This window comes from Allobosea sp. TAB14 (assembly GCF_052113865.1).
Classification (GTDB): Bacteria; Pseudomonadota; Alphaproteobacteria; order Rhizobiales; family Beijerinckiaceae; genus Allobosea; species Allobosea spartocytisi.
In genome coordinates, this window is the sequence record NZ_JBFRDQ010000246.1 from 1 (window position 1) to 5,443 (window position 5,443).

Below are 5,443 nucleotides of genomic sequence, written 5' to 3' on the forward strand. Positions count from 1 at the left end.
GCAGGATCGCTGCGATCATGAACCCTTCCGTACCGACCGCGAAAGTGCCCAGCGCCAGCGCATAGAGCGCCCTGCGCCGCACTGGCGGAACCGTATTTGCGGGCGGCGCTGGCGCTACGTCGGGGCCTGGGCCCGGGACAACGAGTGCGGTGTGCCGTTCGAAGGCGAGTGTCATCGTGATGATCCTCAGGTCAATGGTGATATCCGGAAAGGGGGATTCAGGCGTGGCGCTGACGGGAAAGCGCGCTGACGACGAAGGACAAAGCGAGGGATGCACCGACCAACGCTGCGATCCGCGTGTCCGAGACCCGGCTCCTGATCCAGAGATTGACGGCGAGGCTTGCCAGACCTGCGGACATGATCGTGAACACCCGACGAGGCGATCCGCACGCCTACTGTTGGCTCGCGGCTTCAAAGCGATCGTCCGTGCCGAGTTCCGGTGCGATCCTGGCCGACACCTCAGATGCGTTGCGATCGCGGCCGTAGCTTGGCGCCGCGGCTTCGACCGCCCCATGCCGGTCGCCCTTCGGCACGAGCATGACCTCGCGATCACCGGTGAAACTGGGATAGGCCATGGCTCTCTCCTTGGTCGCTCGAACAAGGATGGCGAGGTGCCTGGGCCTTCGGTAGCCGGCCGGCGCCGCTATGATCTATGTGCCGTTCACATCAATCGCGCCTCTGGCCTCTCTGGAGGCTTCGCGCTACTCCGGCTGGATGAAGGACATTTTTGCGCTGAAGCTCTATACGCGCGTCGCCCGATTGGGGAGCTTCTCCGCTGCGGCGCGGGAAACGGGGCTCTCGCAGTCGCAGGCCTCCCGTATCATCGCCGACCTCGAGGCGGACCTCGGCGCGAGACTGTTGTCCCGAACGACGCGCGCGGTGGTTCCCACCGAGGCCGGCAGCGAGTTCCTGGCACGCATGGAGCCGATCCTCGCCGCGCTCGACGAAGCCGAACAGAGCGTCCGGGAGGGCGGAGAACTGCGCGGCCTGGTGCGCATGAGCATGCCGACCAGCATCGGGGTGCGCGAGGTCATTCCCCGTCTCTCGGCCTTCACCGAACAGCATCCCCGCCTGCATATCCAGCTCCTGCTCGCAGACCGGCGGCAGGATCTGGTGCGTGACGGTGTCGATGTCGCGATCAGGGTCGGCCGCCAGATCGATTCCTCAGCCACCGCGAAGCTCATTGCGACGATTCCGCGCGTCATCCTGGCCTCGCCAGACTATCTCGCCCGAGCCGGCTCTCSCGACGGGCCTTCCGACTTGCGCGACCATCGGATCGTCGGCGGGCCGGCCTCATCGGTCGCGTCAGCCTGGTCCTTCGAGCGCGGAGGCGAAAGCCTGACGATCGACCTCCAGCCGCATATCTCGACCAATGAAAACGAGGGAGCGATCGCCGCTGCCGTCGCCGGGCTCGGCGTCACATCCACGACGGGATGGGCCTGCCGGCGAGAGCTGGAGGACGGCTCGCTCGTGCGTCTCTTCACGGATTGGAAGACGGCGGACGTTCCCGTATTCGCCTATTTCCCGATGGGCCGAGCGACGAGGGTCGCCGGTCGCGCCATCGTCGAGCACCTTGTGACCGAGCTTCAGCGCGAGGGGTGAGCCGATATCGCGGGCGGTACGCCTCTGCTTTATCGGCAATTGCCGGCCGCCTCTCCTTTGCGCGGTCCGGGTTCAGAGCTTCTCGTCTTTCGGGAACGACAACTGACACCTTGATATAGTTTCGCGATTCTCTGAATTTCGCTTTCACTTCGTCTCGGATGTCGATGACGGCAATTTCCAGTGTGCGGGACGTCGAAGGACTCGGCGCTGACGCGATCGATCGTGATTTTCGTAGGAAAATGAAGACGTGAACACTCAAGAAAACAACAAGTATATTGTTATGGAAGCGTTCGATACGCTCTTCAACAAGCGTGACTACGTGGCGGCGGAAAGGTTCTGGTCACCGAAATACATCCAGCACAGCGCCGTCATCGCGCCAGGCCGCGAAGGGCTTTTCGGGCTTGTCCGAGGCATGCCCGCATCGCTCGCCTATGAGCACGGGCTGATCATGGCCGAAGGCGATTTCGTCATGGTCCATGGCCGCTTTTCGGGCAATGGTCCCGGTGCTCCGTTCATTGCCGTCGATATCGTTCGCCTCGAAGACGGAATCCTGGCCGAGCACTGGGACGTGCTGCAGGACGAAGCGACGCAGGCCGGCTCCAAGAGCGGTTTGCCGATGTTTGGCGAGGCATTCCCGGCCTGAACCGGTCGCGGCGCGACTCCGTCGCGCTGCCAATCAGGGCGTTGGGGCCAGAGCCGCCTCACGGGCGTGCCGGGCCTCATAGGGGCCTCAGGTAAGCGACGGCGATCCGCAGGGTCGGCGGATGCGGCCAAACGAGATCGCCGATAGGGAGCTTCCGGGCGCGGCTATTTGAACTGCGTGTTGGCGATCGGCATGATGGCCGCCACGCGCCATCCGCCGGCGCTGCGGATCAGCGTCTGGCTGATCAGAAACGTATTGTCTTGCGACGGCTTTCCGGCAAGGCCCCGCGTAAAGGTGATCGGGACGAGGATCTGGACGACATCGTCGGAGATCGCCGTCGACCGGAAGTGAGCCATGTCCGGCTCAAGATGCCAGGTACCAGCGTGATAGTCCTTGAGCGTTTCGATGATGGCCTTCGCGCCACGCACCTCGACACCGCGCGTGAACCACAGCATGTCGGGCGAATTCCAGAGCAGCGCTCCCACCGCTGTGGTGTCATGCGCGTTCTGGGCGGCCAGGAATCCGACGAAAAAGTCTCGGGCCTCGCTGTCGCTCGCGCCCGCTGCCGCCGGGCCGGCCATCGCCGCCGCCATCGTCAAACTGAAGAATGACCAGGTCAGGACAGCCATGCGCGAGCGCGCAAGCACCTTGACCCAGAGCGCTTGTCCGTCTGTTACATATTCCATGGAGGTCATTGTCCTGCCAATCGTGGCTTCGGGGGTGTCGTTATCGCAGTTGGGCACGGCTGCAACGTCATCGGCCCTTGAAGGAAAAGCCCGGCCGGGGCTTCCCCGCCAGGAACGCTTGGATCGAGGTATCGAGGGCAAACTTCACGTCTTCGGTCTCGAAGAGCGGCATGGCGATGTCGAACAGCGCCTCGTCGGCGGCGGCGATCCCTCCCGTCGCCCAGACGCGCAGCAGCGCCTTGTGGGCGGCATGGGCTCGTGTCGGGCCACCAGCAACCTTCCTGGCGAAGGCCGATGCCTCGGACAGGAGATTTCCGTCGGCGACCACGCGATTGACCACTCCATGGTCGCGCATCACGGTAGCCGGCACCTGTTCGGAGGTGAGTGCCCATTCGATCGCCCGCGCGCGTCCCGCGCGTTCGGCGACGCGATAGACGCCACCCAGCAAGGTCACGATCCCGATCGATTGCTCGGGGTGGCCGAAGCGCGCCGTCTCGCCGGCCAGGATGACGTCGGCACGCACGGCGAGTTCGAGTCCCCCGCCGAAGCACAGGCCCTGCACGGCAACGACCGTCGGTATCGGCAGTCGCTCGAAGCGGTTGAACGCCGCCAGATAGGTCTCGAAGGAGGTCCGCAGTTCGCGAATGCTCATCTCCGTCCAGCGCACGATGTCGCCGCCGAAGCTGAAATCAGGGCCTTCGGCGTGGACCAGCAGCGCGCGCGCCTCCCCGCGCTCGATTTCATCCAGCGCATCGGCCAGTTCGTCGATCATCTGTCCGCCGATGCGATTTTGCGGCGGATTGGCGAGGACCAGTGTGGCGAGACCGTCGTCCATGCTCAGGCGAATATGCGTCATGGCCTGCCCTCCTGCGATTCGTGAAGATGCGTGCGGAACCAGCCGAGAGCGGCATCGCGGGCCACGGCGAATTGGGACAGATAGGCGTCGAAATGGCCGCCCTGCACCATCACGAGCTGCTTTGGCTGGAGCGCGCGTTCGTAGCCGGCGAGCGCTAGGTCGGTCAGGGTAATGCTGTCCGCCATCGCCACGATGAGCATCAGTGGCGTAGGCGAGACGCGCCCGAGCCAGGCGCCCGGCTCGTACATCCGCGCCGCCCGGCCCGAGCGCAGCGTGACCTCGTTGCGCCACACGCTGTCCGGCAGACCCTGAAGGTAGAAGCTCAGCGCGTCAGGCGAGCGATAGGCAGCGGGTTGATCGCGGTCGTCGCTGACGACTGCGATCCTCTGCCCCGGTTCGCCTCGAAAACGACGCTGATCATCCTCGCTGAAGGCCGCTTCGAGACCGGATATCGCGCCCGGATCGACGCGCCGCAGGCTCTGTTCGTAGCCGCTGATGGTTGGCACCTGGGCGACGACGGCCCTGAGCCTGCGGTCGGTGGCGCCAAGGACGATTGCATGCCCTCCGGCATAGCTCGTCCCCCACAAGCCGATTCGCTTCGGATCGACTTCGGACTGGTTTTCCAGGAACGAGATCGCCGCGCGCCAGTCGGCGACTTGCCGCCACGGGTCGATGTCGCCGGGCTCTGGAGCATCACTGCGGCCGAAATTGCGGTGATCATGCAGCAGGACGACGAAGCCGGCTTCCGCAAATGCGCGCGCGAACGGGAAGAGCCCGTGATGCACGGTGCCGGCATAGCCATGCGCCATGCTGACGGCAGGCAGCGGCGAGGTGATTTCGGCGGGACGAACGAGCCAGCCGCGCAGGGTCAGYCCCGGTTCGGCAGCAAACGCGATCTCGTGCTGCTCGATCGTCAATTTTGTTGTGTCCGAGCCGGCCATGTTCAGCTCTCCGGGGCCGGGGCGGGCACGTCGAAGCCGTTCAGCGTTGCGGCGACGAAGGCATAGACACCCACGAGGAAGACGATCTGGGCCGCGCCGGCCGCGCCCAGCGTCGCGACCGCCAGCCGCCAGGTCGGCTCCGAAACAGGGCCGCCGCGGCAGAGCGCAAGCGCCATGTCGAAGGCAGCGCCTTCGGCCTCGTCCAGATCGCTCGGCTTGAGATGCGAAACCAGCGCGGAAATCCGGGCCAACGGCATGCCGATCCGCTCGGCCACCGCGACATGGGCATAGATTTCATACGCCGCCCGGTAGTGGCCGCCGACGACGAGGATGACGATCTCCTTCACATTGGCAGGCAGCGCGCCGATCGCGTTGACGGCCTTGGTGAGATCCCAGGAGGCTTTGCCCACGGCGGGATGATGCAGCGAGACGTTCCAAGGCCCGATCATCCTGCCATCGGGCTGCATGGTCTGGAACGCGTTGAAGCCGGTGGCGATGCCAGCCGCCATGTCGTCGTAAAGAGCCCGCTGGAGCGGATTGAAATCCGTCGGATCGATAAGCGGTAGGCGCATTGTCATGCCTTTCGACGGCTCGGCGATGATATCCATGTCGCACGTCATCGACGTGCGCGAGCGTATGCGCGGTATGATGTCGAATAAAAGCGACGAGATGGAATTCGATTGCCGCAAATTGAAGAATTGATTCAGAATTCACT

9 protein-coding genes are annotated in these 5,443 nt (G+C 64.5%); 3 read left to right on the forward strand and 6 right to left on the reverse strand.

From position 1 onward, the window contains the following. Positions 1–218 precede the first annotated feature (218 nt). Both AB4Y99_RS25235 and AB4Y99_RS25240 read right to left on the reverse strand, forming a co-directional pair. The gene (locus AB4Y99_RS25235; RefSeq protein WP_441525246.1) at positions 219–359 is read right to left on the reverse strand and encodes a hypothetical protein; all 141 of its coding nucleotides are present in this window, start codon (positions 357–359) and stop codon (positions 219–221) included. A gap of 33 nt (positions 360–392) precedes the next feature. Next, positions 393–575: a hypothetical protein gene (locus tag AB4Y99_RS25240; RefSeq protein WP_441525247.1), complete on the reverse strand. Its 183-nt coding sequence runs from the start codon at positions 573–575 to the stop codon at positions 393–395. Positions 576–654: 79 nt separating this feature from the next. Here AB4Y99_RS25240 and AB4Y99_RS25245 point away from each other — a divergent pair, with 79 nt between their 5' ends. Both AB4Y99_RS25245 and AB4Y99_RS25250 read left to right on the forward strand, forming a co-directional pair. Further along, on the forward strand, positions 655–1,602 hold the full coding sequence (locus AB4Y99_RS25245) for a LysR family transcriptional regulator (protein WP_441525248.1): 948 nt from the start codon (positions 655–657) through the stop codon (positions 1,600–1,602). 247 nt (positions 1,603–1,849) lie between these two features. After that, a complete protein-coding gene (locus AB4Y99_RS25250) occupies positions 1,850–2,245 on the forward strand; it encodes a nuclear transport factor 2 family protein (protein WP_441525249.1) in 396 nt (131 codons plus the stop codon). A 164-nt stretch (positions 2,246–2,409) separates the two neighbouring features. Here the strand turns inward: AB4Y99_RS25250 and AB4Y99_RS25255 are convergent, their stop codons facing one another. Genes AB4Y99_RS25255 through AB4Y99_RS25270 form a run of 4 tightly spaced genes read right to left on the reverse strand, consistent with a single transcriptional unit; the run spans position 2,410 to position 5,300 of the window. Beyond that, positions 2,410–2,940, reverse strand: coding sequence for a nuclear transport factor 2 family protein (locus AB4Y99_RS25255; protein WP_441525250.1), 531 nt, complete (start codon positions 2,938–2,940; stop codon positions 2,410–2,412). Between the two features lie 58 nt (positions 2,941–2,998). Beyond that, a complete protein-coding gene (locus tag AB4Y99_RS25260; RefSeq protein WP_441525251.1) occupies positions 2,999–3,766 on the reverse strand; it encodes an enoyl-CoA hydratase/isomerase family protein in 768 nt (255 codons plus the stop codon). Between the two features lie 17 nt (positions 3,767–3,783). Beyond that, positions 3,784–4,728: an alpha/beta hydrolase gene (locus AB4Y99_RS25265; RefSeq protein ID WP_441525252.1), complete on the reverse strand. Its 945-nt coding sequence runs from the start codon at positions 4,726–4,728 to the stop codon at positions 3,784–3,786. Between the two features lie 2 nt (positions 4,729–4,730). Next, the gene (locus AB4Y99_RS25270) at positions 4,731–5,300 is read right to left on the reverse strand and encodes a carboxymuconolactone decarboxylase family protein (RefSeq protein WP_441525253.1); all 570 of its coding nucleotides are present in this window, start codon (positions 5,298–5,300) and stop codon (positions 4,731–4,733) included. Between the two features lie 4 nt (positions 5,301–5,304). Here AB4Y99_RS25270 and AB4Y99_RS25275 point away from each other — a divergent pair, with 4 nt between their 5' ends. Then, positions 5,305–5,430: a hypothetical protein gene (locus AB4Y99_RS25275; RefSeq protein ID WP_441525254.1), complete on the forward strand. Its 126-nt coding sequence runs from the start codon at positions 5,305–5,307 to the stop codon at positions 5,428–5,430. Positions 5,431–5,443: the final 13 nt, after the last annotated feature.

Excerpts from the sequence above, each read along its gene's own strand:
- AB4Y99_RS25235 (WP_441525246.1), bottom strand. The coding sequence starts at position 359 with ATGTCCGCAGGTCTGGCAAGCCTCGCCGTCAATCTCTGGATCAGGAGC.
- AB4Y99_RS25240 (WP_441525247.1), bottom strand. The coding sequence starts at position 575 with ATGGCCTATCCCAGTTTCACCGGTGATCGCGAGGTCATGCTCGTGCCG.
- AB4Y99_RS25255 (WP_441525250.1), bottom strand. The coding sequence starts at position 2,940 with ATGACCTCCATGGAATATGTAACAGACGGACAAGCGCTCTGGGTCAAG.
- AB4Y99_RS25260 (WP_441525251.1), bottom strand. The coding sequence starts at position 3,766 with ATGGACGACGGTCTCGCCACACTGGTCCTCGCCAATCCGCCGCAAAAT.
- AB4Y99_RS25270 (WP_441525253.1), bottom strand. The coding sequence starts at position 5,300 with ATGCGCCTACCGCTTATCGATCCGACGGATTTCAATCCGCTCCAGCGG.
- AB4Y99_RS25275 (WP_441525254.1), top strand. The coding sequence starts at position 5,305 with ATGCCTTTCGACGGCTCGGCGATGATATCCATGTCGCACGTCATCGAC.